The sequence below is a fragment of the Alphaproteobacteria bacterium genome (genome assembly GCA_033762625.1).
GTDB lineage: Bacteria > Pseudomonadota > Alphaproteobacteria > UBA9219 > RGZA01 > RGZA01.
On record JANRLI010000012.1, the window covers coordinates 1 to 24,924 of the forward strand.

Sequence of the window (24,924 nt, forward strand, 5' to 3'; positions counted from 1 at the left end):
ATTCTTTCCGCCTATGCTGCCAAGAAATTTCGTGCAGGCGGCGGTGTTAACACCACCCGCCTTGTAATTCAAAAAGCTGAATTCACGGTGACGCCGGTTGAAACCAAGGAAACGGGCTGGCTGTGGGATAACACGGTTTATAAAGCTGAAATGGCCACAAACCTCAGCGTGATGCTGGTTGCAAGCCGTCCGGATGGCTTAACCGCGCACATCAATGCAACCACTTCGCAAACCCAGCAAACCAGTCTTGATGGGTCGCCCGATCGTCGCCGCGAAGTGTATATGCAGCTCATGACACGTGCCGTTGAAGCGATTGATGGCGAGCTTAACAAGCAGTTGCCGCAATGGTTCGGCGACGTGGTCGTTCGCTAATCATCTAATTTAGATTTATTTATGACGTTTTATTTATGACGTGGCGCGCCGCACAGTAATGCAGTGATGCGTTCTTGCGCCTGCAAATCCGTTTTAAAGCAGCCCGTGAAGAACTGCGTAACCAGATGCGCATCAGCCTTATTCGCGCCGCGCGTGGTCATGCAGGCATGTTCAGCTTCGATAATGACGGCAACGCCCTTGGGTGATAACCCGTTGTGCAAACTTTCAGCGATTTGCTTGGTCATGGTTTCCTGACTTTGCAGACGCTTTGCGAACACATCAACAACACGTGCCAGTTTGCTGATGCCAACAACTTTTTTATCAGGCCAATAGGCTACATGGGCGGTGCCCGGCATGCTGGCCATGTGATGCTCGCAATGCGATACGAAATCGATGTTGCGCATAATTACCGGCTGATCATAACCCTGAATGTCGTCAAAAAATTTACCAACAAGATCGGCTGCATCTTCCTTGTAGCCATCACACCATTCTTCCCACGCACGGACCACACGGGCAGGGGTTTCAATCAGCCCAGGGCGGGTCACGTCTTCGCCAAGATATGCCAGAAGCGTGCGTACGCTTTCTTCGGCCTCCTCACGGGTGGGGCGGGCGTTGGTTTCTTTTTTATCAATCTTGACGAGCATATCCAATTATCCTGCTTTAAATTTTATGGCATCAGGTGTTAGTCTATTGAAGTAATTCGCTTCCAGAGTTTTTCAATCCCGGGACTTCAATGCCAGAAATCAAATCACCCGAACATTTCATTCCCACCATCGCGGTGATTATTCCCTGCTATAACGAGGAAGCCACCATTTCCAACGTGGTACGCGATTTTGTCACGGTTTTACCCGGGAGCCACGTGTATGTCTATGACAATAATTCCACTGATAAAAGCGTTGAAAACGCTAAGAAAGCTGGTGCTTTGGTGCGTCATGAAAAGCAGCAAGGCAAGGGCAATGTGGTGCGCCGCGCCTTTGCCGATGTGGATGCCGATATTTATGTTCTGGTGGATGGTGATGATACCTACGATGCGCGGTCGGCTCCGCGCCTTGTCGCGCAATTATTAAATGGCCCCTATGACATGATCAACGCATCGCGTGTTGAAAAAAGTGAACTTGCCTACCGCAAGGGGCATCGCTTCGGTAACTGGGCCATCAGTACCATGATCGGAGTGCTGTTTGGAAAATCGTGCAATGATGTGCTCTCGGGTTACCGCGTTTTTTCAAAGCGGTTTGTAAAATCATTCCCTGCGCTCGCGCGCGGGTTTGAAATTGAAACCGAATTAACTGTGCATGCGTTGCAATTGCGTATGCCAGTTGCCGAAACGCAAACCCCCTATAAAGAACGGCCAGAAGGTTCGGTGAGCAAGTTAAGCACCTTTAAAGATGGTTTCCGCATCTTGTTCACGATTTTGTATTTGTTAAAGGAAGAAAAGCCGCTGATGTTTTTTTCCATCATCAGTTTTGTATTACTTCTGGGCGCACTTATTCTGGGCGTACCTGTGATTGAAGATTTTATGAAAACCGGTTTGGTGCCGCGCTTGCCTTCGGCGGTACTTGCGACAGGTCTGGTTATCTTATCATCACTCGGCGTTGCATGTGGAATGATTTTGGATAGTTTGACTCGTGCACGCTTGGAGCTAAAACGTCTGACCTATCTGCGCCATTCGGCACCTCACTACCATGACTAATACCCCATGATTGATAAAGAGACAGTGGTGCGAATGTTTAAATTCGGTTCAATCGGCGTGATTGGATTTTGTGTCGATTACGGCGTTTTGAAATTCGGCATTCATATTCTGAATCTTGATCCCTACACGGCGCGGCTTATCTCTTATATCTGCGCTGCGACCACCACATGGTTTGGCAACCGCATCCTGACCTTTGCTGACAGGCCAAAAACACCGCTGGCGAAACAATGGGCATCGTTTCTTGCGCTGAACGCTGTCGGGTTTGTTGTTAATTATTCGGTCTATGTGCTGCTGATTACGCAGTTTCCCTTTATCTATGCAAATCCGGGATGGGCGGTGGCGGCAGGTTCGCTTGCCGGAATGTGCATCAACTATATGTCGTCCACGCGCCTGGTTTTTCCAAAAACTTGAGAATTCCAAGAAGAATAACCATATAATACCCATTGGAGAATAATATGGATATCAACAAATACTCAGACCGTGCCAAGGAAATTATTTCAGCCGCGCAAGGCATTGCGCTGCGCCTTCACAATCAACGCTTTGTGCCGGAACATCTCTTAAAGGCGCTTTTGGAAGATCGCGAAGGGCTGGTGAATAACCTTATCCGCTCGTCAGGCGGTGACCCAGGCGCCGTAATGATAATGGTGGATGCTGAATTGGCAAAGCTTCCAAAAATCACTGGCAGCGAAGAACTTTATATGGCGCCGGAAGTTGCGCGTATTTTAACGGGTGCAGAAGATATTGCAGCAAAAAGCGGGGATAGTTTCGTAACCGCAGAGCGTTTGTTTCAAGCCCTCCTTGCATCACCTTCTACCATTTCACGAAAGTTGAATGAAGCGGGCGTGACCTTGCAAAATATAAATGGCGCGGTGGAAGGTTTGCGAAAAGGCCGCAAGGCCGACAGCGCGAATGCAGAGCAGGGCTATCAAGCGCTAAAAAAATACACGCGCGATTTAACCGCAGCGGCACGCGAAAACAAGTTGGATCCTGTGATTGGCCGCGATGATGAAATTCGCCGTACGATGCAGGTGCTGGCACGGCGCACCAAAAACAACCCTGTGCTGATTGGCGAGCCCGGTGTTGGCAAAACCGCGATTGTCGAAGGGCTGGCGCAGCGTATTATCAAAGGTGATATTCCTGAAAATCTGAAGGATAAGCGTGTGCTATCGCTGGATCTAGGCGCATTAATTGCGGGTGCAAAATTCCGCGGCGAATTTGAAGAGCGTCTGAAAGCGGTTTTGCAGGAAATCAGCGCCGCTGCTGGTGAAATCATTGTGTTCATCGATGAACTTCACACGCTGGTCGGTGCAGGCAAGGGCGATGGCGCAATGGATGCATCAAACATGCTCAAACCTGCATTGGCGCGCGGCGAGTTGCACTGCGTTGGCGCAACCACACTGGATGAATATAGAAAACATATTGAAAAAGACGCTGCATTGGCGCGGCGCTTTCAGCCTGTGTTTGTCTCTGAGCCAACGGTGGAAGATACAATCTCCATTTTACGTGGGCTCAAAGAACGCTACGAACTTCATCATGGCGTGCGCATTACCGATAGCGCGTTGGTCGCCGCAGCAACGCTTTCCAACCGTTACATCTCTGATCGTTTCTTGCCAGACAAAGCGATTGATTTAATCGATGAAGCCGCGTCGCGCCTGCGTATGCAGGTGGACAGCAAGCCGGAAGCAATTGATGAAATGGATCGCAAGATTATGCAATTGCGCATCGAGCGCGAAGCATTGAAGAAAGAAACTGATGCCGCATCAAAGGAACGGCTGGTAAAACTAGATACCGAGCTTGGCGCGCTTGAACAGCAATCATCGGAATTATCTGCGCGCTGGAAAGCGGAAAAAGACAAACTGAAATCATCGCAGCGCATCAAAGAGGAAATAGAGCGCGCTAAAAATGAATTGGAACAAGCGCAGCGCAAAGGGGATTATAACCGCGCAGGCGAGCTGACCTACAGCGTCTTGCCTGATTTGGAACGACGCTTGAAAACAGCCGAGCACACCGAAGAAAACGCGATGCTGAAAGAAGAAGTCCATGAAGAAAACATCGCCGAGGTCGTGAGCAAATGGACAGGCATTCCCGTAGATAAAATGATGACGGGGGAGCGCGAAAAACTCCTGAAGATGGAAGATAAGCTCAAACTGCGCGTGATCGGGCAAGATGAAGCGGTGGCAGCTGTATCAAACGCAGTGCGCCGCGCGCGCGCGGGGTTGCAGGATCCGCAGCGCCCGATTGGCTCCTTTCTGTTCCTTGGGCCGACAGGTGTTGGTAAGACCGAGCTTTGCAAGGCATTGGCTGAATTTATGTTCGATGATGACACCGCCATGGTGCGCATTGATATGTCGGAATATATGGAAAAGCATGCCGTTGCGCGTTTGATTGGCGCGCCGCCAGGCTATGTCGGATATGAAGAAGGCGGCGTACTTACCGAAGCTGTGCGTCGTCGTCCATATCAGGTGTTGTTGTTTGATGAGGTTGAAAAAGCGCACGCCGATGTGTTCAACATTTTATTGCAAGTGCTGGACGATGGCCGCCTGACCGATGGGCAAGGCCGCACGGTTGATTTCCGCAACACGATTATTATTCTTACCAGCAATCTGGGTTCGGAATTTCTTGCGGCGCAGGAAAGTGAAGAACAAGATGGTATTTCAGGAAAAATACGCGACGCAGTGATGAATGCAGTACGCAAACATTTCCGTCCTGAATTTCTCAATCGTCTTGATGAACTCCTGCTTTTCCGCCGCTTAACCCGCGATAACATGGCAGGTATTGTCGATGTGCAATTGCAGCGTCTGCACAAGCTTCTGGCGGATCGCAACATTACACTGCAACTGGATGAGAAAGCCAAAACATGGCTTGCAGATACGGGCTATGACAGCGTGTATGGCGCGCGGCCACTCAAACGCGTTATCCAACGCAGCCTGCAAGATCCGCTCGCGCAACTATTGTTACAAGGGCAGATACGTGACGGTCAGCAATTAAAAGTCACAGCGGATGACCATGGCCTTGTTATTCAAGGTTAATTGGCGTTTGATTCGATTTTTAGTAAGCTTCTATTAGCAATTGGTATCTTAAATTCATCTGTCTCTTTCAAAAGGCGGAAACCAATGCTGCATGTCCCCCAAGCTTCCGTTTCTCAAACTCCTGTTGCTCCGCGCGCATCTTCTGAAGCCGGCATTGCCATCGGCGTAATCTTGTTTGTTGTGGCGCTGCTTGCTGTGATTGGTGTCTCCATGTCGGCGGGTAGTAATACGGTAGGCAGTACAATTGTGTCGGATACCGTGCGCAATAATATCAAAAGCCAGGCCAATCTTATCCGCAGCAAAATTCTGGAATGTAATCAATATTCCTTCGACCGTGGCGAACTTGGCGATAAATATCCTTATGCAGGTGCCAACGGCGCAAGCTTTGGTGCAACCCCGCAACTGGTTGAAGATTTGCACTGCATGGCGTTCGTAGCCGAAGGAACCACCTTGCCTGATACACGCACCAGCTTGTGGTCCGGCGCACATGCCGCGACGCTCCCACCACCAAGCCCCGGGTTTGATAAATGGGTTTATGTGAATGCTGGCCCAACGGGCGGGCGCTGCATTCGCGTTCAACCAAATGCTGGCAACGCGAATGACGTAGGTATTAAAACCGGCCTTGCACAGGTTCAAGGCGCATTTTCGAGTCAAGAAGTGGTCTATGATCCCAACAGCTCATCGCAGCGTTTCATTCTTTGGATAACCGCGCCATCCGGCACGGTTAGCGCCGATTGCTCTAGCTAAAGTAAGGTCTTATGGAAAAGCGCTTATCAAACGATTCAGGTATTGCAATTGGAATGATTTTATTCGGCCTTGCGTTGCTTGCGGTGGTATCCGTTGCTATGGGTGTGGGCGGTAATAATAACCTTAGCTCGCTCATTTCAATTGACCGCTCAACCGCGGATTTAAAATCTCAAGGATTGTTGATTGCAACCAAAATCCGTGATTGTTTTAGTAACGGGATTGATAACAAAAAACTGGATTGTTCGAACAACACATTCATCCCTGGCACAGGTTGGTCACGCCCCGGATGTAGCCCGATTGACCCAACGGCTTTTTATCCAACAAGTTCGGGTTCGGGGACGCCAGTTGAAAATTTGAACTGCCCGTCATTTGGCGCTGGCATTCAAAATTTATGGACCGGACAAGCGCCAGCTTTATTGCCGCCACCCACATCAGGATTTGATATCTGGTATTACGTGAATGCAGGAGATAGCGGCGGGCGTTGTATTCGAACACAGCCGCTTGCATCAACAGTTAATGATTCATCAATGCGCGCAGGGTTGCTTGAGGCAGCAGCGTCCTTTTCGGCGAATGAAGTAACGTATGATGCAAACAGCACATCGCAGCGCTTCATATTGTGGATTACCAAACCAACCCTGACGGCCAGCCCGGATTGCTCCCCCTAATGGAACAGCTCACTTCATCAGAAATGATGTCGGTCTTGTTTAACACCATGTTTTCTGGGCCTTTCGCGCCATGGCTGCCGCTGGGCATTATGATTATATTATTTGCGACTGCTGCTTGGGATGCCCGCACGGGTATTGTTCCCAATATTCCGCTATTAATCGGTGCAATCGCTATTATCACCGGACGCTTTTTTGCCAAGGGCTATGGTGATGCGATTGTTAATCTTGCGTTTGGTCTCGGGTTATGGGCGCTGTTATGGGCATTCAATGAATTCTGGTATCGCTTTTTCAAAAAAGATGCGATTGGCATGGGCGATGCGAAATGGACAGCGCTTGCCGTTGTAACCTTTGGCGCGCTGCCGGCTGTGCTGGCATGGTTTATTGGCTCATGGCTTGCGATTATCTGGATTGGGCTTTGCTACCTGTTCCAAAAACGCATCAGCAAGGTTTACTTTGCCCCATTTCTGTTTTTGGGTCTGAACATCGGCATGCTCTTTACCAAGCACATTATCGAGCTGCCTTACCCCTATAATATTTTTTAAGCAGCAACTTCGGTTGCTTTACCAATTCCCGATGGAATGCCGCGCAGTGGTTTCATGTACAGCAGTAATGCAGCTGCCACATAAATGGACGAGAAAGTTCCAACCACAATACCCCATGTAATTGCAACCGAGAACCCATGCAGCGCAGGGCCGCCAAACAATGTCAGCGGCACGATGGCCAACAAAGTGGTTAGCGATGTCATCAAGGTACGCGACAGGGTCTGATTAACCGCATCATTGATGATGGTTTTAAGTGTTGCGTTCTTATGTTTGCGCAGATTTTCGCGAATACGGTCGAACACCACCACGGTATCGTTCAAGGAATAACCAGCAAGGGTGAGTAGCGCAGCAACCGCCGTCAAATCAAACTCAAGGCCAAGCGCAGCATAAAGACCAATGGTTACGAATACGTCGTGGAAAGTTGCGATCACAGCGGCAACGCCGAATTGCCACTCAAACCTGAATGCCACATAGGCGCCGATGAACAGCATGGCAAGGCCAAGTGCAAGAATAGCAGCATGACGCAATTCCTCTCCCACGCGCGGGCCAACTACTTCCACGCGGCGATATTCATAACTGCTGCCCATGGTTTCGCGTACTTTTGCAATCGCCTTGTTTTGCGCTTCTTCGCCCCCATCTTGACGTTCCATGCGGATAAGCACATCTTTGTTCGTGCCGAATTCCTGTAATTCAACGCTGCCCAATGCCAGACTATCTAGTGTTTTTCGCAAGTTCGCGACATCAACCACGTCGTTGGAACGCGCTTCAATCAAAATACCACCCTTAAAATCGGTGCCGAAATTCAGACCCGGTACGAACAGTAACACAATCGCTGCTACCACCATGAGCGCGGTAATGATGAACGCAATCTGCCGCTTGGCAACAAAATCGATAGAGGTATTTTCAGGAAAAAGGCGAATGGGGAATTTCATGTCTTTTCTATCGTATTAGGGGTGAGATTTGCCGGAGAATTCAGAGATAAATGGGATAACGGCTTTTAGCCTTTCCATCAACCCGTATATTAAGGCAGTTGAATCAGCCCAAAAAAGCAACCTTTTTAAGCCCATTTCCGGCGTGTTTTTAAATCACGGCGGATTTCGACAATACGGTGGTTATTGGTGTCCGCGACCAAAATCCGGTTTTCGCCATCCGCCCAAATGCCTGCAGGTTCATTAAAGGGCAGGCATATCTCATCCGTGCAATTCCATTCATGATTGTCTATGTCGCTTACCTGCCGTGTGTTCATATCAATCAGACGAAGCGCATCGTTATAGCTGTCAGCCACCAGAATGCGATCATCATCTAACATACAAAGCCCGAGCGGGTGCTGCATCGTTGCATCCTGTATCGGGCCGTTATCATGACCAAACTCAAACAACCCTTTCCCGATAATGCTGCGGATTTTAATTTCATCCATGTCGATGAAACGAATGGCTGATGTCTCGCTATCGGTAAAAAACAGTTTGCTCATATCACTGTTTAGCGCGAGGCCGGATGGCTGCGCCATATCCGCAACCAAAGGCTCTCCATCGCGCAGGCCTTCAATGCCGCTGCCTGCAACTACACGCACAACGCCTTCCACCAAATCAATCGCACCGATTTGGTGTGTGCCTGCGCTGCTGAAAAACAGGATGTTGTTTTTAATCTCTAAATCCCACGGGGAGGCCAGCGCACGCCCAAATGCTTTTTCAAATTTGTTTATCAGCATCATGCCGCGCAACCCTGTGCCGGATAACGTGGTCACTTCACCTGTATTACGGTCAATCCGGCGAATGGCATGATTGCCTGTGTCTGCGACATAGATGGAATCATTATTGGCAATAAGCCCCTGCGGGGAATTAAAGCAGGCATGGGTTTTATTGCCATCATCACAACCTGCACGCCCGGCGCCATAGCGCTCGATTTCGCCGCCATTGTCATCAAACAACACAATCTGGTGGTGGCCGCTATCGGCCACCATCCATTGTTTTATTTTGCCGGGCATTTTTTTTATTTTACCTGGAAAACGCAGCGTACCCGGTTTTGTTTCAGGCTGTTTCCATGAAAAGGGTGATGGTTTTAAAACGGCTTTCTCGTCGTAAACATCTAATGCGTCACGTATGGTATTCAAAAGATGCAAGGGTTCAGGCTCGCCAGTATTTACATGAGCGATGTAGCCGAGAGGATCAATAAACACCATGGTTGGCCATGCGTGCACATTGTAATGCCCCCATAAAATATGCTTGGGGTCATGGATAACAGGGTGGCGGATATCATATCGTGCAATGGCCTGCTTTACTTTTTCAATATCTTTTTCGGCAGAAAATTTTGGTGAGTGGACCCCAATAACCATCACCTCATGTCCGAAGGCCGCCTCGATTTTTTGCAAGGTTGGAAGAATATGGATGCAGTTGATGCAGCAAAAGGTCCAGAAATCGAGTATGACCAGTTTGCCGCGTAAATCGGACAGTGAAAACGGCCTGTCGGTATTAAGCCATGTCAAGCCTTCACGATTGATTTCGGGAGCATGAATAGGGGATTCGGATGGTTCCATGCGGGTAAGATAAACGACAAACCTCTTAAAACAAGCTTGTTTTTAGCAGTTTTATCTGTCTTTACCAATCATCAAGCTTGTTTTGCAAAACTATCCTGCCCTTTATAATTTTTGTGGCAAGTCTATTAGGGCAACTATGGAAGATATTCTGAATGACCCCCGCATCAAACGGGTCGTCACTGTTACCAACCGCAGTGTTGATTTAAAGCATTTGCTTTCGGCAGAACGTGCTGCGCGCGGTAGTTTTTATGCAACCCGTGTGGGCTTTGTTGCGATTAACCCCAAAGGTCATCGCATTGCACGCTCGCATAACGGGTTTCCAATCGGCATCACCGAAACGAGAGAGCGCTGGAGTAAAGGCCAGAAAGATTTTTATCATCTGCATGCGGAATGCGCGGGTGTTTTTCATGCGCTTCGCGACGGCTACGCATGCAACAAGGCAACCGCCTATGTTACGCATCCGCCATGCCCCGGCTGTATGCGCGTGTTGATTGCAACAGGTTTCAAACGTGTGGTGTTTAGCGAACAAGCATTGCTGGAACGTCAGGATTGGCGCGATGATATGCTACGCAGTTTTGATTTGGCATATGATCATAAGGTGGAACTCAGCATCTACCGTGATAAAGAACGAAGTCTCAAGAACGCCGATATCACCCGCACCGAATTGCAGCTTAAGAAAGTCTATGATGAATTGCTGCCGCAGGCACGGTGGTCATCAGGCGATGTAAGCGAAATTTCACGCGCTACTAAACCTGAAAGCGGCGATTGGATAGAGCAGCCTGTTGTTAAAACATTATTGCAGTGTGCCAAACAAGGTATCGCGCTAGGCGGAAAAAGTATTTTGATGGATGCGCCGCCGGAATGCCGAGCTGCGACAGCGATGATCCAGGCGGGGATTGGCGAAATGATTATCAGTGTTGGTAAAACAGATCTGCGTTGGGCAGTGCCGCTGGAGCTGGAACGCGCCAAGGATATGCTGCTGAACGATGCAAAAATAAAAATGCACATCGTCGATGCACAAGAGGCGGAGCGTTTGGTGAATGCCAGCACCGTCGATGTAATTAATGCAGGCAGTATGATAATAAAATCCAAAAAACTTATAGATCTCTAGGCTTTTTGTGCATTAAGTTTTTTGAACAATCCTTTGCCTTCCTGAATTTGCCAGATAAGCAAACCGGGTGCCATCACGAGAATATCGCGTGTGCGGCGTATCAAGGCAAGTGCGATGCATACTTCAGTTGGTATTCCCAGCATCTGGCCAAATACTAATAATGTACCTTCTTGTACGCCAATGCTGGCGGGGACAAAAAATGCCGCGCTGCCTGTTGCCATGATCATTGCTTCCAGAATGATGCCATCCGTAAACGGTCCATGGTGGCCAAGAAATTGTAAAGCTATCCAAATTTCAAATGCGCCAACCCACCAACCCGCAAATGACCACAGCGTGCAGCCCAATACACGTTTTGGTCGTGAATAAAAAGCCATGACGGCGCGGTCCAGCTTAGCCCCCGATTGATTGAGTGTTTTAAATTTATCGTGTGCGACCTTGTTAATCAGCTTAGCGATGATTTGAAACCCGCCCGCACGTTGTAATAACATCAGACCGCATAAAATCAGGGCCGATACCCCAAGTCCAAGTGCCCATTGCAGGAACATGCCCTGTTCCGGCACGCGCTCGGAAAAAACCCAAAGGCCCATGATAACAAAGATAAAGGTGGTAAGCACCGATAGGGTTGTTTCAACCACTAAACTACCAACACTTGACGCCATGGGCATGCCCGATTTGGTCAAGATGCCAAGCGATGCTACTTCGCCGCCGATACGTGCAACGGGTAATAGTGTATTGACCGCTTCACGTACCCATAACACCCACACGAACAACAACAGATTGGGACGACGGTGTTTGGGCCATAATAATTGCCAGCCATACCCCGCAATCGCCATGTGCGGAAAATGCAAGAGACATACGACTGCTACACCCCAACCAGCAGCTGCAAAGGTTTTAAAAATAAGTTCTGGTCCTTCATGGATAACAAGCCATGCAGCAAAACCAAGCCCAAGCACACCAATTATAAGAGTGATAATTTTCATTTCAGCAGCGCGAGTGCTTGTGTGTGCAATGTGCGGTTGCCGGTAGCTAGAACACAGCCGTGCTGTGTTTGCACGCTATCAAAATCCAATGTGCCGCCCTGCCAATCCGTTACAACGCCGCCTGCCGCTTCAATAACGGGTACCAATGCCGCGTAATCATATAATTTTAAACTGGTATCAATCTGGATATCGATAAAGCCACTGGCAACAAGACCAAACGCATAGGCATCGCCGCCCCAAAGCGAGTATTTGGCAGCATCTTCCAGCGGTTTGAATTTTTTGCCGAAGGCTTCGTTCTTGCCTGTAAACATGCCCGGGGCGGTTGCGTTTAATACGGCTTTTGAAACATCGGTGCAGTTGCGTGTAGTTACGCGCTCACCATTGAAGGTGGTCGGGTGGTCGTTGCCGCCAATCCAGCGTTCCTTTAACACCGGCTGGTCAATGACACCCATGACGAATTTCTTTTTATGGGTAAGGGCAATCAGCGTTGCAAAAACCGGCATGCCGCGAATAAAAGCTTTGGTACCGTCGATGGGATCAATCACCCAGCTCCATTCGGCGTCCATATTGTGGCTGCCAAATTCTTCACCAAAAATACCATCATCCGGACGTTCTTTTTTCAAAATGGCACGAATGGCTTCTTCTGCACCCTTATCGGCAACCGTTACGGGTGTTTCATCTTCTTTGTTTTCAAAACCGACCTTGCGGAAATAGGGGCGGATGACATCGCCGCTGGCATCGGCCAGTTTGTGAAGGAGAGGAACGAAATCGGCTGGATTTTTTTGCATAGGTTTATCTATCATCTTTATGATGCGGTTGTCTTATCTTTATTATAAAAATCTTGTTTCGTGTAGCGTTAAGTTGCAAGATTGCCGTGTATGACAAACCAGAAATTTCCTTTCATCCAATTCATCCAAACATTAAGCCAATTCCGGCAAACACCCTTCGTGTTGCTGGATGTGGGATGCCACGGCGGGCTGCATCCATTAGGCCAGCATTTTGCGGGTAATCTTGCGGGGTTTGGCTTCGATTTGGAAAAGGATGAAATCGCGCGGCTAAACGCCGCAGCTGATAAACCCCAAGGCGCAGAATTTTATCACATTAAAATGGTCGGCCCCAAGGATGCAGTTGAGCCAACCGACATACCAAGCAGCGATATTATCGAACGCAGTTCCGGTCATAAAGCCTGCACGACGCTGGGGATTTTTTCTGCACAGCATGTTAAGCAGACAGCCGCTACCAAGCAGGCCGTGTTGCACGAGATGATGCTCGATGAATTTGTGCAGCAAAAAAATCTGACCCATGTGGATTTTATTAAAACCGACACCGATGGTTTCGATTTTCCGATTTTAAAAGGTGCGCAACGGTTGCTTTCCAGAACCGTCCTGGGGTTGCAGGTGGAATGTGCAATTAATGGTCCACAAAGCGATGAATCAAATTTATGGCGTAACACGGATAAATTATTGCAGGCGAATGGGTTCTCAGTTTTCGATATGCGTGTGTTCCGATACAGCCGCGCCGTTATGCCGCGTGCCTTTGAAGGGCATGACCCCGCGCAAACCGAAAAAGGGCAGATCAGCTGGTGTGATGCGTTTTATTTCCGTGATCTGGGTGCGCCCGATTATGAAACCCGAACAGGGTTTATTCCAACCCCCGAACAGATTTTGAAACAGGCTGCCCTGTTTGAGTATTTCGGTTTTCCGGATTGCGCCGCGGAAGTTTTAATAAAGTATAAAAGCCAGCTCGGCACGTTTATGAATGTTGATGGAGCGCTTGATGCACTTACGCCGCAGGATATGGGAAAATTAAACTATAAGGAATATATAGGCGTATTTGATCACATGGTTAAATCAAAACAGATTTACCCTTTTGGCAGAATTAAGTTGCAAAAATAACAAATTTTGCCTCTTGAAAATGGCCTACCCAAAATTATAATTAATGATGTAGCTGCAATGCCCATGATGGGGTTGTGGTTCATACATACAGAGGCTGACCATTGTGGTGGCTTCAACCGCATATCGCTTTTAGGAGGATATTATGCGCACCTATGACTTAACACCCTTATTCCGTTCAACGATTGGCTTCGACAATCTCTCGCGTCTTATCGACAGCGCGATGAAGGTCGATGAGGCCGTACCCAGCTATCCGCCCTATAACATCGAAAAGCTGAATGACGATGCCTATCGCATTACTATGGCAGTGGCGGGCTTTAGTGAAAGTGAACTTAATCTTGTGACGCAGGATAATGTCTTGCTTGTTACAGGCAAGCAGACCAGTGATGACGCTGCTGATGCACGTGTGTATCTGCATCGTGGAATTGCTGCCCGAAGCTTCGAGCGCCGCTTCCAGCTTGCTGATCATGTGAAAGTTATCAGCGCAAGCCTGAAGGATGGTTTGCTTCATGTCGAATTGAAACGTGAAGTGCCTGAAGCCAAAAAACCACGTGCCATTAAAATTGAAAGTGGCGATGGAGCAGGCAAGGTCATCGACCAAACTGCAAACTAATCTGTATAACAAAACCCCGGGCTTATCACCCGGGGTTTCTTGTGCACGGCATTCCGCGCGAACGGTTATGTTCTGATATCCAACTTGCTGCCACGATCAGGTGTTGCTTGCTGGCCTGTGCTGATGATCGGAGGTTTTGGTGGCGGTGCAGCTTGGGGCGGGGGCAAAATGGTCTTGGGCGGCGTGACAATTTTCGATGATGTTGCTGAAACACTCACGGCAAATCCCCTTCAAAATAAATTTCAATATGTCCTCATCATACCACTCATGTGCTTAGGGACTTTTTAAGAAATCATCAAAGTTGACGTATTCACCATGTTGTTTTGCAGCAGGTTCAATTAAACCGCTAATGATGCGTAAATATTAGCTAAACAGTTGATTAAGGTTGCCGCACCGCCGCGCGGTTTTTAACCACCTTTTTGATTTTATTAAATGTTTTTGGGCTAATCTGTTGGCCTTCTTACGTTTATTTCTATTCCTCGAGTGATTTTTCTTGTCGCTGTATCTTGGCATTGATCTTGGCACTTCCAATAGTGTCGTCGCAGGATTGCTGGATTCCAAAATCCGCATCTTCCGTCCGGCTGACGGCGGGGAAACGCTGCCTTCGATGATTTATATTGATAAGCGCGGCCACCGGTTATTTGGCCGCCGCGCACATGACCAGGCATTTATTTCGCCGGAAAATGTTGCGGCAGGCTTTAAGCGTTTGATGGGTACCAATACAAAAATTGAAATTCCCGGCGCAGAAGTATCGCTTACTCCCGAAGAATGTAGCGCAGAAATCATCAAGCAGCTGATAGGCCAGGTCTTCACTGAAATCGGCCAACAGGAAATTGATGGTGTGGTGATTACTATTCCTGCTGCATTCAACCAGATGCAGTCAGAAGCAACCTTGCGCGCTGCTGAAATGGCTGGCCTTAAACGAGTAGCATTATTGCAAGAACCGGTTGCAGCCGCGATGGCCGCCATGGCAGGTACGCCGCGCGAAGGACATTTTCTGATTTACGATTTGGGTGGTGGCACGTTTGACCTTGCCCTTGCGCATAGCAAAGATGGCGAGGTAAAAATTGTATCGCATCAAGGCATCAACATGCTGGGTGGGCGCGATTTTGACCGCATGATAGTGCATGAAGTCGTGCGCCCATGGCTTAAAGAAACCTATAACCTTCCCGAAGATTTTTTCCGCAATAAGGAATATTCGCGTCTGATGCGTATTGCGTCGCTGGCGGCTGAACGCGCCAAGATTGATTTAAGCCTTGTTGAAGAAACACAGGTTTTTGCCAGCGAAGAAGAAGTGCGCATGAAGGATGCCGCAGGCACAGATATCTTCATTGATGCAACATTGACCCGAACCGTGTTCGAAAGCCTGATTAAAACACCTGTTAACAACACGATTGATTTAATCCGCAGCGTTCTTGAAGAAGCAGAATTAAAGACTGAAGATTTGGATTCGATCGTTTTCATCGGTGGTCCATCACGTATTCCGCTGATTAAGGAAATGGTCAGCGATGCATTGAAAGTGCCGGTGGATTTGAAGATCGACCCGATGACCGCAGTGGCGATTGGCGCTGCCTATCATGCCGAAAGCCTGACATGGGAAAATGTGGTGCAGGCCCAGCCAACAAAGGATGGTGAAGCACAACCTGTGGCCGAAAAATTACAAGCCAAACCAAAACCCAAGGAAGCGCGTGTAGAAGTTGATAAAAAACAAACCGGCCTTGATTTGGCATTTGATTATTCAGCGCGTACCGGCGCCGATAAAGCCAACGTACGCGTGGTATTGCGCGCTAAACCTGCCAAGGCGCGCTGGATGCGCGCATTCCGCAACGATGAAAACGACGAATGGCAGTCCCCGCTTTACAAACTGGAAGATGGTTTAACGCTTACACTGCCATTGCCACACATCGGCAAGAACGATTTTACTATTTCAGTATTTGATGAACAGCGTGACCCGCTGCCACATGGCGACCGCAAGATTACCGTGACACGCACAGCAGCTTCTGCTGCACAAATTCCTGCCGCGCAAACCATTGCCGTTAAATTGATTGACCGCAAGGCTGGCGAAAATGTACTCGATCCGCTTATTACCAAAGGCACGCAATTGCCTGCCGAAGGTAAGGCAATTTTCCGCGCCGCGCGCGATTTGAAAGCAGGTTCTTCAAATGCGTTGGCACTCGAATTATTTCAATTAGAGTATCCTGAAAAAGTAGAACTCAATCTCTGTATCGGTACGTTCTTTATTACGGGTAATGATTTGCCGGAAGGCTACATCATCCGCAAAGGGGAGCCTGTGACCTTTAATTGGCAAATGGATGAAAGCGGCATTTTGCGCTCCACCGTGCGTTTGCCTGCACATAAAGACGATGGCAAGGAGCACGAGGAAGGGGAAGCCTTCGATGAAGAAGAAGACCCAATTGAGTTGATTACACCGCGTTTTTATTCGCCGCAATCGGCTGCGATTGCCTATGACGCCAAGCATGGAACTCCGTTTTCCAAGGCAATGTTGAAACAAGCCGAAGAAGATTGGGGTGATTTGGCGGCAGCGATTGGTCCTGCGGCAGGTGCCGATATCCAATTATTGAAAGACAGAATTGATGATCAAAAAGAAATCCTCAAAGATAGCCTTGATGATAGTGAAGTTATTCGCCAGGTATCTGAAGAAGCGCGTTTTTTAAGACAGGATATAGCACGCACCAGCCGCAAACATCTGATCCCGCTATTGCAGCGCCGTTTGGGGCGCTTGCAGGCCATCTTTAACCGTGTCGCACGTGGCTTTGCCAATGCCGAAGAACTGGAACGCTTTGAAAAAACAATTACCGATATTAACAGTGTGCTTGATGAAAAACGTGAAGCGGAATTGCCTTATGCAGAACGCCGCCTTGAAGACTTAACGGATGATTTCTTTGATTTGTCATGGCGTGATCGCAACTTTGTGCGTTTATGGTTTAATCGTCTGAAAACCGAAAGCTATTTGTTCCCTGATTTGGAAGAATTTCAATCCATGGTCGATGCTGGCGCTGCGCATGACCGCGATAACGATGATGAAGCGCTGCGCGATCTTGTAAAACGCATGTTTGATATTCGAGTACGCCTTTCAGCCAGCGATACGGTGAGCGAACCCGCCACATTAATGCGCGGCGAATAATTCTAGACCTCCACACCTAACCCTCTATAATATAATCCATGTCAAAAATTCATCCTGTCATTATGTCTGGTGGGTCGGGCACGCGCCTTTGGCCGATTTCCCGCGCACTGTTTCCAAAACAGTTTTTAAAACTGACGACCGAGCATACCTTGTTGCAAGATGCTGTATTGCGCGTAAGCGATACATCCGTTTTTGCGGCGCCGATTATCATTTGCGCCGAAGAACACCGTTTTATGATTGCCGAACAATTGCGTGAATTAAATATCAAGCCACACGCCATTTTGCTGGAGCCCAGCCCGCGCAGCACCGCTGCGGTTGCCGCGGTTGCCGCACAATTCCTTGCGCCAACCAAGGAAGATCCCGATCCATTGTTCCTGTTGATGCCAACCGATCATGCCGTTGGGAATGTGCCTGCTTTTGTCAAGGCATGCAAAGATGCCGCGCTTGCCGCATCGGATGGTTATCTTACGACCTTTGGCGTTTTGCCGCAACGCGCAGAAACCGGGTATGGGTATATCAAACCCGGTGATGGGGTTGGCGTAGGATCTGTTCGCAGCATTTCATTGTTTGTTGAAAAGCCGGATGTGGTGAAGGCTGAAACCTTTGTAAAGCAGGGTTACTTGTGGAATAGCGGTATGTTTCTGTTTTCCGTGCGCAGCATGGTGGAAGAACTAACCCGTTTGCAGCCAGAAATTATGGCCAAGGTGCATGATGCACTAACCAAAGCTGTACGTGACCTCGATTTCATTCGTCTTGATAAAGATGCCTTTGCCAAAGTGCCATCCATTTCAATTGACGTTGGGATTATGGAAAAAACCCGAAAAGCTGCCGTGGTTCCGGTGGACATGGCATGGAACGATATCGGTTCATGGCAGAGCATGTGGGATATCACCAAGAAAGACGAGCAAGGAAATGTCGCAAAGGGCGATACGCTGCTGGAAGATACCAAAAACTGCTATGTGCATAGCGATGGACGCTTAACCGTCGCGCTTGGCGCTGAAAACCTTGTCATTATAACTATGGATGATGTGGTGATGGTCGCGGATATGAAGCGCGCACAGGATGTAAAACTGGTGGTTGATAAGCTTAAAACCAAAAAGCGTCAGGAAGTGCAGCATGCCCGCCGTGTTTATCGTCCATGGGGTTGGTATGAAAGCTTGGGCGAAGGTGAACGCTTTCAGGTTAAGCGCATCATGGTCAATCCGGGAAGCAAGCTGTCTTTACAAAGCCATCACCACCGTAGCGAGCACTGGGTCGTTGTTAACGGAACTGCCCTGGTCACCAAAGGCGATGAAGAAATCGCTATTCATGAAAATGAATCCATTTATTTGCCTGTTGGCACAAAACACCGTTTGCAAAATCCAGGGAAACTGCCTTTGATGGTAGTGGAAGTGCAGTCAGGTTCCTATCTTGGGGAAGACGACATTATCAGGTTCGAAGACACTTATGGACGTTCATAAATCAATGCTTCGTAAGCTTTCGCTTTTAGTATTAGGTTTTATTCTGTGTTTTACCCCACTGCTTCATGCAACTGAAACAGGCGGCGGATTATCTTCCGCCGTCAAACGCACAGGCCTTCCTGTGCCGCGTTTTGCAAGCTTGCGTAGTAATGATGTGAATATGCGTTCAGGCCCCGGGCAGCGTTATCCGATTGTCTGGGTTTACAAACGCAAAGCCATGCCCGTTGAAATAACGGCTGAGTTCGATATTTGGCGGCGTATCCGTGATGTGCATGGCGCAGAAGGCTGGGTTAATCAAGCAACGCTTTCCGGCAAACGCATGGTGCTGGTTGTAGGCAAAACCATGCAGCCCATTTTCAAGAAAAATGAAGCGAATTCAACGCTTCGCGGACAGGCCGAGCCAGGCGTTCAAGGCAGGGCTTTGAAATGCGATGAACAATGGTGTAAAATCGAATTTGATAGCGTAAAAGGCTATATGAAGCGGGAAAGCCTATGGGGGCTTTATCCCGGCGAGAAAATTGATTAGCCGTTCCTGCGGCCTATATTGATATGATGTCGTTGAAGAATAAAACCATTTTGCTCATCGTGACAGGTAGCATCGCTGCCTATAAAACGCCGGAACTTATCCGCCTGCTGGTCAAAGATGGTGCACGCGTTATTCCCGTGCTAACCAAGGGCGGCGCGCAATTCGTAACTGCGTTGACATTACAAACCCTTGCTGAAGAAAAATCCTATTCTGAATTGTTTTCACTGACCGATGAAGCGGAAATGGGCCACATTAAATTAAGCCGCATTTCCGATTTGGTTGTAATTGCGCCGGCATCAGCCGATTTTATGGCCAAGATGGCTTATGGATTAGCTGATGATTTGGCAAGCACGTTGGTGTTGGCGAATACCAAGCCCATATTATGCACGCCCGCCATGAACCCGCAGATGTGGGCCGCTGCCGCAACACAAGATAATGTAAAGACATTGCAGAAGCGCGGCGTTGAATTCATCGGCCCAGCGTCTGGTGATGTTGCATGCCATGAGGATGGTGTTGGCCGGATGAGCGAGCCAGCCGAAATTTTCGAAGCGATTAAAAAAAAGCTCGCACAACGTAATGCGCTGAAAAGCCAACCTTTAAAAAATAAGCGCGTGATAATTACCGCCGGTCCTACGGTGGAAGCCATTGACCCGGTACGTTATATTTCCAACCACTCATCGGGCAAGCAAGGCTTTGCAATTGCGCATGCACTCGCATCCGCCGGTGCAGACGTAACGCTCATTCATGGGCCAACTGCGTTAACGCCATCCGGCAGTATTAAGAAAACAGTGCCAGTAACATCGGCGGATGACATGAACAAAGCTGTGCAAGCAGCTTTGCCTGCGGATATTGCGATATGCGCTGCTGCAGTAGCCGATTGGCGTGTGAAGCAAACGCAAACTAGCAAAATCAAGAAGGGCACAAAAACGCCGACGCTAATACTGGAAGAAAATACCGATATTCTTTTATCGCTCAGCCAGAATAAAAAACGCCCCAAACTGGTCATCGGCTTTGCAGCAGAAACCGAAAGCCTTGAAAAAAATGCTGTCGCGAAACTTGTACGTAAAAAATGTGATTGGTTATTAGCCAATGATGTTTCAAATGGGGTATTTGGTGCAGATACCAACCAGATTCTCTTCTTAAGCAGTGGCAAGAAACCGGAAAAATGGGATAAACTGACCAAGTCAGACGTTGCTGAAAAGCTGACACAAAAAATTGTCACCTATTTTAAGTGAGAGATATATGACCCAAGCTATTCCGTTGCAAATTCCCCTACAAATAATGCGCTTGCCCCATGCGGCTGATTTAGCGCTGCCTGCTTATGCCACCGAACAATCAGCGGGAATGGATTTATTGGCTGCCGTTGAAACCGATACGATTTTAGCGCCCATGCAACGTATGCTGGTTCCAACCGGAATTGCGATTGCGCTGCCAGCGGGATATGAAGCGCAGGTCCGCGCACGTTCCGGCCTTACAATTAAAAACGGATTATGTGTGTTGAATGGCCCCGGAACGGTGGATGCCGATTACCGCGGCGAAATAAAAGTGATTTTGGCGAATATGGGCAGTGAGCCCTTTGTAATTACGCGCGGCATGCGTATTGCACAGCTGGTCATTGCAACTTATACCCGCATCAACTGGCAGGAAGTGCCGGAACTTTCCGCTTCAACGCGGGGCGCTGGTGGGTTTGGATCGACCGGTACGTGATTCTGTTAAATCAGGACGCGCAATATCACTCAGTGTGATCAACGCATCACGGGCCCAATGGTTTGGGTATGGACGACCATCATAATCCGTATAAGGCGGCGTTTTATCCAAGTCTTTTAATATTCCAGCTAGATGCGGAGTAAACTCAGCAACACGCGGTTGATCAAGCAATGCTTGCACCATGCCTTGTTTCACCTGATCACTGACATGATCTGCACGAAGTAATCCGGGTACAACATCCAATACCACTTCGGAAAAACACAGGCGGGTATTATGCATGCGCGCATCTACGCCTTGTGCCTGAAGCAAGGTTTCAAGTGCAAGTTTTCGTAAACGCGCTTCGTTGCCGTGCGCATCATAGTAGCGATAGGGCAATGCTTCGGGTGTCATCACCATAATCATAATGTCATCAAACTGTTTACGTGTCGCTTCGTCCAGTTTTTCCAAAAGGGGTCTGGTGCGTTCAGAAGAAATTATAGATTTCAAATTGGCAACGATATTGATAACGCGTATTGCTTCCTTTTCAGTATCGATCGAAGATATAGCCGTGAGCGCATACGCATTCGCCGCAATAAGCTTTTTAAATTGTGCGGGCTTTGTGATCTGCATTGGGTCGATGAACTGGTCTATTGATAAACTATCGGGCAATAATTTGCCGGGTAATGGTTTGCGTTCGGCCGGGGTTGCCATACTCTCCTCCACTCGCTATGCGCACAAGCGCATGTATCAATGCACCACCGCACGCATTGAATAAAGCAGTTATTTAATTTCGTATTGAAAAAAGGTATTAAGACGCTTTTTTAACAGCTTCCAGCGCTACAACTACGTCTGCGGCTGTATTTTTCATGACTTCATCCAGCGTTACGCCATCGGCAAGTTCACGAAGAATAAAGCCCGGCTTACCATCCGGTTGAATGTCAAACACTCCCAGTTCGGTGATGATACGGTCCACAACTCCTTGGCCGGTCAATGGCAAGCTACACCGCTTCACCATCTTGGCTTCGCCTTTGGCGGTGTGTTCCATAACTACGACCACGCGCTTCACGCCAGCGACCAAATCCATCGCGCCGCCTGGGCCTTTGACCATTTTTCCTGGCACCAACCAGTTCGCAAGATCACCGTTTTCGGCAACTTGCAACGCGCCAAGAATTGATAAGTCAATATGACCGCCGCGAACCATCGCGAAGGATGTTGCGCTGTCAAAGTAGGACGAGCGCGGCAGCGAAGTAATGGTTTGCTTGCCTGCGTTGATTAAATCAGGATCTTCTTCACCTTCGAAGGGGAAGGGGCCAACACCCAGCATGCCGTTTTCACTTTGCAGGGATACATCAACACCTTTTGGAATGTAATTTGCCACCAAGGTTGGAATACCAATGCCAAGATTAACATAAAAGCCGTCTTGCAATTCCTGTGCGGCTTTTTCAGCCATTTGTTCGCGTGTCCATGCCATGGGTTATGCAGCCTTTTTTCTGGTGGTGCGTTGTTCGATACGTTTTTCGTAAGATTTGCCTTGGAAAATGCGCTTCACGAAAATGCCCGGTGTGTGGATTTGATCAGGGTTTAATTCACCCGTTTCCACAAGAATTTCAACTTCGGCAACGGTTGCTGATGCGCACATGGCGCAAAGCGGGTTAAAGTTACGGGCAGTCTTATTATAAATCAGATTCCCTTCCTTATCGCCTTTCCATGCTTTAACAATCGCAAGGTCAGCGCGGATGCCGCGCTCCATAACATAGGTTTCCCCATCGAATTCTCGGGTTTCTTTTCCTTCGGCAAGTGGCGTGCCTACCGCCGTCTTAGTATAAAAAGCTGGAATGCCTGCGCCGCCCGCGCGCATACGCTCGGCCAGTGTGCCTTGCGGATTGAATTCCAATTCCAGCTTTCCGGAAAGATAAAGTTCGGCGAATAATTTGTTTTCACCAACATAGGATGAAATCATGCGGCGGATTTGACCTTTTTCCATCAACAGGCCAAGGCCGAACCCATCCACGCCAGCATTGTTGGAAACAATGGTAAGTCCCATAACACCGCTTTCACGAATGGCGGCAATGCAATTTTCAGGAATTCCGCACAATCCAAAACCGCCTGCGGCTATGGTCATGTTGTCTTTCAAAAGGCCCTTAAGGGCGCTGGCGGCATCGGTGTTCACTTTATTCATGAGGGGCCACTACCAAGTTGCGAGTTGTTCTTAAAAAAGGAATCGCACTATAAAAAACAATGTGCGGTTTAACAAGCGATTGGTTTTCAATGTGATTGACATATTTTATCAAGGCCTTAAGTATATGCCCATCCTCTAACTCCTTAAAAGTCCAGCAAAAATGAGTGATACTCCCGCAAAGTCCAGCGCTTCAAAACCCGCAAGGCCGCGCCCGCTTTCTCCACATCTTCAGGTCTATCGTTTGCCGTTGGCAGCGATTACATCCATCACCCACCGCGCAACCGGTGTTGCGCTGACGGGCGGCGCTGTTGTGCTCGTCGCATGGCTGTATGCCGCTGCACATGATGCCGAATATTTTAAATGGTGGCAAAGCGCGTTCATGTCACTTGTTGGCTTGGTCTGCATGGCAGGCTGGAGCCTTGCATTATTTTATCATCTCTGCGCTGGTGTTCGCCATTTACTTTGGGATGCAGGCGTTGGTTTAAAAAAAGAAACCGTAAATAGCACAAACCTTTTGGTGATTGCATGCGCGTTGCTACTCACCGGCATGGCATGGTTCTTCGCCTTGCCAAAATTACCTTTCAAGTTCTGAGGTTTTTATGAACACAAAATCACAATCATTCCGCAGTGATCTGGGCCGCGTGCGTGGCCTTGGCTCAGCTAAAGATGGTACCCATCATTGGTGGATGATGAAAATTTCATCCTTTGCGCTCATCCCGCTGACATTTTGGTTTGTTATCTCGGTATTGGACCTTGTTGGTGGTGATCAGGTTGCAATCCAGCAATGGCTGAAGCATCCATTGCAAGCGATCACGCTGCTGCTGTTTATAGGTTTTTCATTGCATCACAGTGCCAATGGTCTCCAAACCGTGATGGAAGATTACATTCATTCGCCGTTTTATAAAACGGTTCTTCTGGTTGCTAATAAATTGGTTCACGTTGTGCTAGCTGCCGTTGCCGCATTCTCCATCATTACTCTCGCTCTCAAAAACTAACCTGTGAAAGCCTAAACCTATGCCTGCTTACGAAATTGTTGATCATCATTATGACGTTGTGGTTGTTGGTGCGGGCGGCGCAGGCTTGCGGGCAACTTTTGGTATGGCTGCAAAGGGTTTGAAGACGGCATGTATCACTAAAGTATTTCCAACACGTTCACACACGGTTGCGGCGCAGGGCGGTATTTCTGCCGCACTTGGCAATATGGGTGAAGATGATTGGCGCTTTCACATGTATGACACGGTGAAAGGTTCCGACTGGCTTGGCGATCAAGACGCGATTGAATATATGTGCCGCGAAGCTATTCCGGCGATTATTGAACTGGAACATTACGGCGTTCCATTCAGTCGCACACCAGAAGGCAAGATTTACCAGCGCGCATTTGGCGGGATGACCACCAATTACGGTAAGGGCATTGCATATCGCACCTGCGCAGCGGCCGATCGTACCGGTCACGCTATTTTGCACACGCTGTACCAGCAATCATTAAAGCATAGCGCCGAATTTTTTATTGAATACTTCGCCATGGATTTAATCATGGATGATGAAGGCGTGTGTCGCGGCGTGATGGCGTGGAATTTGGATGACGGTACCATGCACCGCTTCCGCGCCCAAACAGTTGTGCTTGCAACGGGCGGATATGGCCGCGCGTATTTCTCTTGTACTTCCGCGCATACCTGCACGGGTGATGGTAACGCCATGGCTGTTCGTGCGGGCTTGCCACTGCAAGATATGGAGTTCATCCAGTTCCATCCAAC

Annotated in this window: 27 protein-coding genes; 18 read left to right on the plus strand and 9 right to left on the minus strand. The window is 48.6% G+C overall.

All coding sequences use genetic code 11. The annotated features are described in order from the left end of the window. Window positions 1–372, plus strand: a 372-nt coding sequence (locus SFW65_06770; protein ID MDX1922814.1) for a hypothetical protein, incomplete at its 5' end; no start/stop codon positions are given. A 29-nt stretch (window positions 373–401) separates the two neighbouring features. On the opposite strand, the gene folE is transcribed toward SFW65_06770, so the two are convergent. Next, window positions 402–1,016, minus strand: coding sequence for a GTP cyclohydrolase I (gene folE / locus SFW65_06775; GenBank protein MDX1922815.1), 615 nt, complete (start codon window positions 1,014–1,016; stop codon window positions 402–404). Between the two features lie 89 nt (window positions 1,017–1,105). Here folE and SFW65_06780 point away from each other — a divergent pair, with 89 nt between their 5' ends. From SFW65_06780 to SFW65_06805, 6 genes are all read left to right on the plus strand, one after another. After that, window positions 1,106–2,062 carry a glycosyltransferase family 2 protein gene (locus SFW65_06780; GenBank protein MDX1922816.1) on the plus strand — a complete coding sequence of 319 codons (957 nt, stop codon included), beginning with the start codon at window positions 1,106–1,108 and terminating at the stop codon, window positions 2,060–2,062. A gap of 6 nt (window positions 2,063–2,068) precedes the next feature. After that, window positions 2,069–2,473 (plus strand): GtrA family protein, encoded by a 405-nt coding sequence (locus tag SFW65_06785; protein MDX1922817.1) that lies wholly within the window; start codon window positions 2,069–2,071, stop codon window positions 2,471–2,473. Window positions 2,474–2,517: 44 nt separating this feature from the next. Next, window positions 2,518–5,091 carry an ATP-dependent chaperone ClpB gene (gene clpB / locus SFW65_06790; GenBank protein ID MDX1922818.1) on the plus strand — a complete coding sequence of 858 codons (2,574 nt, stop codon included), beginning with the start codon at window positions 2,518–2,520 and terminating at the stop codon, window positions 5,089–5,091. A gap of 84 nt (window positions 5,092–5,175) precedes the next feature. After that, window positions 5,176–5,838 (plus strand): hypothetical protein, encoded by a 663-nt coding sequence (locus tag SFW65_06795; protein MDX1922819.1) that lies wholly within the window; start codon window positions 5,176–5,178, stop codon window positions 5,836–5,838. An 11-nt stretch (window positions 5,839–5,849) separates the two neighbouring features. Then, on the plus strand, window positions 5,850–6,503 hold the full coding sequence (locus SFW65_06800) for a hypothetical protein (protein ID MDX1922820.1): 654 nt from the start codon (window positions 5,850–5,852) through the stop codon (window positions 6,501–6,503). Then, window positions 6,503–7,045, plus strand: a complete 543-nt coding sequence (locus SFW65_06805; protein ID MDX1922821.1) for a hypothetical protein — start codon at window positions 6,503–6,505, stop codon at window positions 7,043–7,045. Before SFW65_06800 ends, SFW65_06805 begins: the two co-directional genes overlap by 1 nt. On the opposite strand, the gene secF is transcribed toward SFW65_06805, so the two are convergent. After that, a complete protein-coding gene (gene secF, locus SFW65_06810; protein MDX1922822.1) occupies window positions 7,042–7,977 on the minus strand; it encodes a protein translocase subunit SecF in 936 nt (311 codons plus the stop codon). The two genes, SFW65_06805 and secF, sit on opposite strands and share 4 nt — an antisense overlap. Window positions 7,978–8,102: 125 nt before the next feature. Continuing rightward, window positions 8,103–9,578: a redoxin domain-containing protein gene (locus SFW65_06815; GenBank protein ID MDX1922823.1), complete on the minus strand. Its 1,476-nt coding sequence runs from the start codon at window positions 9,576–9,578 to the stop codon at window positions 8,103–8,105. Between the two features lie 136 nt (window positions 9,579–9,714). Between SFW65_06815 and SFW65_06820 the strand changes: the two genes are divergently transcribed. Further along, window positions 9,715–10,689, plus strand: coding sequence for a deaminase (locus tag SFW65_06820; GenBank protein MDX1922824.1), 975 nt, complete (start codon window positions 9,715–9,717; stop codon window positions 10,687–10,689). On the opposite strand, the gene SFW65_06825 is transcribed toward SFW65_06820, so the two are convergent. Further along, entirely contained in the window at window positions 10,686–11,669 is a 984-nt protein-coding gene (locus tag SFW65_06825; protein ID MDX1922825.1) for a lysylphosphatidylglycerol synthase domain-containing protein, read from the minus strand. The genes SFW65_06820 and SFW65_06825 overlap by 4 nt on opposite strands. Beyond that, window positions 11,666–12,457: a histidinol-phosphatase gene (hisN, locus tag SFW65_06830; protein ID MDX1922826.1), complete on the minus strand. Its 792-nt coding sequence runs from the start codon at window positions 12,455–12,457 to the stop codon at window positions 11,666–11,668. Before hisN ends, SFW65_06825 begins: the two co-directional genes overlap by 4 nt. A 90-nt stretch (window positions 12,458–12,547) precedes the next feature. On the opposite strand from hisN, the gene SFW65_06835 reads away from it, so the two are divergent. Next, window positions 12,548–13,564, plus strand: coding sequence for an FkbM family methyltransferase (locus SFW65_06835; protein ID MDX1922827.1), 1,017 nt, complete (start codon window positions 12,548–12,550; stop codon window positions 13,562–13,564). Between the two features lie 142 nt (window positions 13,565–13,706). Beyond that, window positions 13,707–14,174: an Hsp20 family protein gene (locus SFW65_06840; GenBank protein MDX1922828.1), complete on the plus strand. Its 468-nt coding sequence runs from the start codon at window positions 13,707–13,709 to the stop codon at window positions 14,172–14,174. A 65-nt stretch (window positions 14,175–14,239) separates the two neighbouring features. Here SFW65_06840 and SFW65_06845 read toward each other — a convergent pair whose 3' ends face one another. Continuing rightward, entirely contained in the window at window positions 14,240–14,392 is a 153-nt protein-coding gene (locus SFW65_06845; GenBank protein MDX1922829.1) for a hypothetical protein, read from the minus strand. A gap of 275 nt (window positions 14,393–14,667) precedes the next feature. Between SFW65_06845 and SFW65_06850 the strand changes: the two genes are divergently transcribed. The 5 genes from SFW65_06850 to dut are packed head-to-tail and all read left to right on the plus strand — an operon-like array spanning window position 14,668 to window position 21,012. Next, the gene (locus SFW65_06850) at window positions 14,668–17,319 is read left to right on the plus strand and encodes an Hsp70 family protein (protein ID MDX1922830.1); all 2,652 of its coding nucleotides are present in this window, start codon (window positions 14,668–14,670) and stop codon (window positions 17,317–17,319) included. A 38-nt stretch (window positions 17,320–17,357) separates the two neighbouring features. Next, on the plus strand, window positions 17,358–18,779 hold the full coding sequence (locus SFW65_06855) for a mannose-1-phosphate guanylyltransferase/mannose-6-phosphate isomerase (protein ID MDX1922831.1): 1,422 nt from the start codon (window positions 17,358–17,360) through the stop codon (window positions 18,777–18,779). A gap of 4 nt (window positions 18,780–18,783) precedes the next feature. After that, window positions 18,784–19,305 carry an SH3 domain-containing protein gene (locus SFW65_06860; protein MDX1922832.1) on the plus strand — a complete coding sequence of 174 codons (522 nt, stop codon included), beginning with the start codon at window positions 18,784–18,786 and terminating at the stop codon, window positions 19,303–19,305. Between the two features lie 23 nt (window positions 19,306–19,328). Next, on the plus strand, window positions 19,329–20,540 hold the full coding sequence (coaBC, locus tag SFW65_06865) for a bifunctional phosphopantothenoylcysteine decarboxylase/phosphopantothenate--cysteine ligase CoaBC (protein MDX1922833.1): 1,212 nt from the start codon (window positions 19,329–19,331) through the stop codon (window positions 20,538–20,540). A 7-nt stretch (window positions 20,541–20,547) separates the two neighbouring features. After that, entirely contained in the window at window positions 20,548–21,012 is a 465-nt protein-coding gene (gene dut / locus SFW65_06870) for a dUTP diphosphatase (GenBank protein ID MDX1922834.1), read from the plus strand. Here the strand turns inward: dut and SFW65_06875 are convergent. The 3 genes from SFW65_06875 to SFW65_06885 all read right to left on the minus strand — a co-directional run bounded on the left by SFW65_06875 (window position 20,971) and on the right by SFW65_06885 (window position 23,170). After that, on the minus strand, window positions 20,971–21,702 hold the full coding sequence (locus SFW65_06875) for a hypothetical protein (protein MDX1922835.1): 732 nt from the start codon (window positions 21,700–21,702) through the stop codon (window positions 20,971–20,973). The two genes, dut and SFW65_06875, sit on opposite strands and share 42 nt — an antisense overlap. Before the next feature lie 97 nt (window positions 21,703–21,799). Further along, on the minus strand, window positions 21,800–22,462 hold the full coding sequence (locus SFW65_06880; GenBank protein ID MDX1922836.1) for a 3-oxoacid CoA-transferase subunit B: 663 nt from the start codon (window positions 22,460–22,462) through the stop codon (window positions 21,800–21,802). 3 nt (window positions 22,463–22,465) lie between these two features. Beyond that, the gene (locus SFW65_06885) at window positions 22,466–23,170 is read right to left on the minus strand and encodes a CoA transferase subunit A (protein MDX1922837.1); all 705 of its coding nucleotides are present in this window, start codon (window positions 23,168–23,170) and stop codon (window positions 22,466–22,468) included. Between the two features lie 160 nt (window positions 23,171–23,330). Here SFW65_06885 and sdhC point away from each other — a divergent pair, with 160 nt between their 5' ends. The 3 genes from sdhC to SFW65_06900 form a co-directional block, all read left to right on the plus strand. Beyond that, window positions 23,331–23,762, plus strand: a complete 432-nt coding sequence (sdhC, locus tag SFW65_06890; protein ID MDX1922838.1) for a succinate dehydrogenase, cytochrome b556 subunit — start codon at window positions 23,331–23,333, stop codon at window positions 23,760–23,762. Between the two features lie 7 nt (window positions 23,763–23,769). Further along, window positions 23,770–24,165, plus strand: coding sequence for a succinate dehydrogenase, hydrophobic membrane anchor protein (gene sdhD / locus SFW65_06895; GenBank protein ID MDX1922839.1), 396 nt, complete (start codon window positions 23,770–23,772; stop codon window positions 24,163–24,165). A 19-nt stretch (window positions 24,166–24,184) separates the two neighbouring features. Then, window positions 24,185–24,924, plus strand: a 740-nt coding sequence (locus SFW65_06900; protein ID MDX1922840.1) for an FAD-binding protein, incomplete at its 3' end; no start/stop codon positions are given.

Excerpts from the sequence above, each read along its gene's own strand:
- folE (MDX1922815.1), bottom strand. The coding sequence starts at position 1,016 with ATGCTCGTCAAGATTGATAAAAAAGAAACCAACGCCCGCCCCACCCGT.
- SFW65_06780 (MDX1922816.1), top strand. The coding sequence starts at position 1,106 with ATGCCAGAAATCAAATCACCCGAACATTTCATTCCCACCATCGCGGTG.
- SFW65_06785 (MDX1922817.1), top strand. The coding sequence starts at position 2,069 with ATGATTGATAAAGAGACAGTGGTGCGAATGTTTAAATTCGGTTCAATC.
- clpB (MDX1922818.1), top strand. The coding sequence starts at position 2,518 with ATGGATATCAACAAATACTCAGACCGTGCCAAGGAAATTATTTCAGCC.
- SFW65_06795 (MDX1922819.1), top strand. The coding sequence starts at position 5,176 with ATGCTGCATGTCCCCCAAGCTTCCGTTTCTCAAACTCCTGTTGCTCCG.
- SFW65_06800 (MDX1922820.1), top strand. The coding sequence starts at position 5,850 with ATGGAAAAGCGCTTATCAAACGATTCAGGTATTGCAATTGGAATGATT.
- SFW65_06805 (MDX1922821.1), top strand. The coding sequence starts at position 6,503 with ATGGAACAGCTCACTTCATCAGAAATGATGTCGGTCTTGTTTAACACC.
- secF (MDX1922822.1), bottom strand. The coding sequence starts at position 7,977 with ATGAAATTCCCCATTCGCCTTTTTCCTGAAAATACCTCTATCGATTTT.
- SFW65_06815 (MDX1922823.1), bottom strand. The coding sequence starts at position 9,578 with ATGGAACCATCCGAATCCCCTATTCATGCTCCCGAAATCAATCGTGAA.
- SFW65_06820 (MDX1922824.1), top strand. The coding sequence starts at position 9,715 with ATGGAAGATATTCTGAATGACCCCCGCATCAAACGGGTCGTCACTGTT.
- SFW65_06825 (MDX1922825.1), bottom strand. The coding sequence starts at position 11,669 with ATGAAAATTATCACTCTTATAATTGGTGTGCTTGGGCTTGGTTTTGCT.
- hisN (MDX1922826.1), bottom strand. The coding sequence starts at position 12,457 with ATGCAAAAAAATCCAGCCGATTTCGTTCCTCTCCTTCACAAACTGGCC.
- SFW65_06835 (MDX1922827.1), top strand. The coding sequence starts at position 12,548 with ATGACAAACCAGAAATTTCCTTTCATCCAATTCATCCAAACATTAAGC.
- SFW65_06840 (MDX1922828.1), top strand. The coding sequence starts at position 13,707 with ATGCGCACCTATGACTTAACACCCTTATTCCGTTCAACGATTGGCTTC.
- SFW65_06855 (MDX1922831.1), top strand. The coding sequence starts at position 17,358 with ATGTCAAAAATTCATCCTGTCATTATGTCTGGTGGGTCGGGCACGCGC.
- SFW65_06860 (MDX1922832.1), top strand. The coding sequence starts at position 18,784 with ATGCTTCGTAAGCTTTCGCTTTTAGTATTAGGTTTTATTCTGTGTTTT.
- coaBC (MDX1922833.1), top strand. The coding sequence starts at position 19,329 with ATGATGTCGTTGAAGAATAAAACCATTTTGCTCATCGTGACAGGTAGC.
- dut (MDX1922834.1), top strand. The coding sequence starts at position 20,548 with ATGACCCAAGCTATTCCGTTGCAAATTCCCCTACAAATAATGCGCTTG.
- SFW65_06875 (MDX1922835.1), bottom strand. The coding sequence starts at position 21,702 with ATGGCAACCCCGGCCGAACGCAAACCATTACCCGGCAAATTATTGCCC.
- SFW65_06880 (MDX1922836.1), bottom strand. The coding sequence starts at position 22,462 with ATGGCATGGACACGCGAACAAATGGCTGAAAAAGCCGCACAGGAATTG.
- SFW65_06885 (MDX1922837.1), bottom strand. The coding sequence starts at position 23,170 with ATGAATAAAGTGAACACCGATGCCGCCAGCGCCCTTAAGGGCCTTTTG.
- sdhC (MDX1922838.1), top strand. The coding sequence starts at position 23,331 with ATGAGTGATACTCCCGCAAAGTCCAGCGCTTCAAAACCCGCAAGGCCG.
- sdhD (MDX1922839.1), top strand. The coding sequence starts at position 23,770 with ATGAACACAAAATCACAATCATTCCGCAGTGATCTGGGCCGCGTGCGT.